Raw genomic sequence first — 1,993 nt, forward strand, 5'->3', positions numbered from 1 at the left:
ATCGGCGTCTTCGATCAGGAAGGCCAGGCGCGTGGCCGGCAACTCCGGATCCAGCGGCAGCCACGCGGCGCCGGCATGGACGATACCGAGCAAGGCCACGACCATTTCCACCGAACGCTCCATGCACACCGGCACGATGCTGTCGCTGCCCACGCCAGCGGCGCGCAGGGCGCGGGCGACGGTTTGCGCCCGTTGGTCCAGTTCGGCGTAACTCAGGCGCTGGCCTTCGAACACCAGCGCCGGGGCGTTGGGGCTCAGGGCGGCTTGCTGGCTCAGGGCGGTGTGCAGGTTGGTCGGGCCGTTGTAATGACGTTCGGTGGCGTTCCACTCGATCAGTTGGCGATGACGCTCGGCCGCCGGCAACGGTGTCCAATCCCTGAGGCGGGTTTGTGGCGCTTCGAGCATGGCTTCCAGCAGTTGTTGCCATTGTTCCAACCAACGCAGGGCCGTGGTTTCGCTGAACAGCGCAGCGCGGTATTCCAGCAACACCGACAGCACCTCGCCGTCATGCACTTCCCAGTTCAGGTCGTACTTGGTGGCCTGGGCGGTCACCGCGCGTTCGCTGACGTGTAACTGCGGCCATGGCTGGCTCGACGAGTCGGCGTTCTGCATGGCGAACAGTACTTGGAACAGCGGGGTCTGGCCGAGGCTGCGCGAAGGCTTCAAGTGCTCGACGACCTGGTCGAAGGGCACGTCCTGATGCTGTTGGGCATCCAGCACACGGTTGCGCACCTGGTTGAGCAAGCCTTCGAAATCCAGAGCCGGATCCAGGTCGGCGCGCATGACCACGGTGTTGACGAAGCAACCGATCAGCGGTTGCAGCTCGGCGAATGGACGCTGGGCCACCGGGCTGCCAACCCGCACATCGCGCTGGTTGGCGTAGCGGCCCAAGAGCAATTGCGCGGCGCCGAGCATGAGCATGTACAGCGTGGCACCGCGTTGTTGGGCGAACTGGCGCAGGCGTTCCACCAGGGCGGGCGGCAATTGCAGTTGCACCGCGCCGGCCGCCGGGGCGAGCTGGTTTGGCCGGCCCTGTTCGGTTGGCAGGTCCAGCAGGTAGTCGCCGTCCTCCAATTGGTTGCGCCAATATTCCAGTTGGCTGCTGAACGCGGTCTGTTGACCGGGTTCGCGCTGCCAGAGGGCGTAATCGGGGTATTGCAGCGCCAGTCCTGGCAGCGCTGCCGGGGTGCCCTGGCACTGGGCGGTGTAGAACTGTCGCAGTTCATCCAGCAGGTTCTGGCTGGAGGCGTCATCGGTGGCGCAGTGGTGCACGCTGAGCAACAGCAGCGACTGGGCAGCGCCGCTGCGTTGCAATAGCGTGGCACGGACGGGTACTTCGGCAGCGAGGTCGAAGCGGCGGCCGGTTTCTGCGTGGATCGCGGCATCGGTCAGTTGCTGCCACTGCTCCGCGCTGGTCGCTTGCAGTGCCGTCACCTGCACGCTGATATCGACCCGCGGTTCGATCACCAGCGCCAACTCGCCGTCGCTATCACGCACGATGCGGCTGCGCAGGATCTCGTGGCGTTGGACCACGCTGTTCAGGGCCGTGCACAGGGCCTGGACGTTGAGTTCGCCGTCCAGTTGCACGGCGCTGACCACGTTGTACTCGCCACCGCCGGTGCTCAGTTGTTCAAGGAACCACAGGCGTTGCTGTTCGAACGACAGCGGCAGGCGGCTGGGCCTTGGCACTCCGGTCCAAGTGGAGGCAGGAGCATCCAAAGGATCGCCGAGCTGGCTCGCGAAAGCAGACAGTGTCGGGTTTTCAAAAAGACTGCGCAGTGGGGGTACCCGAGTGAACCGTTGACGCAAGCGGGTAAACAGCATCGCGGCCAACAACGAGTGACCGCCAAGACTGAAGAAATTATCGTGGACGCTGACATCTGGGCGTTCCAACACTTCGCAGAACAGCCTACTCAGCACCGCTTCGGTGGCGTTACGCGGTGCCACATGAGGTTGGCTGTCGTCGATGTTTGGCAGTGCGGTAGCCGCCAGG

The 1,993-nt window shown here is 64.5% G+C and carries 1 protein-coding gene; it reads right to left on the bottom strand.

Going from position 1 to position 1,993, the window contains the following annotated elements:
* Nucleotides 1-1,993, bottom strand: a 1,993-nt coding sequence (locus V7773_RS30135; protein WP_336076486.1) for a condensation domain-containing protein, incomplete at both ends; no start/stop codon positions are given.

It is taken from the genome of Pseudomonas sp. 3JA, assembly GCF_036961705.1.
Taxonomy (GTDB): Bacteria; Pseudomonadota; Gammaproteobacteria; order Pseudomonadales; family Pseudomonadaceae; genus Aquipseudomonas; species Aquipseudomonas fluorescens_Q.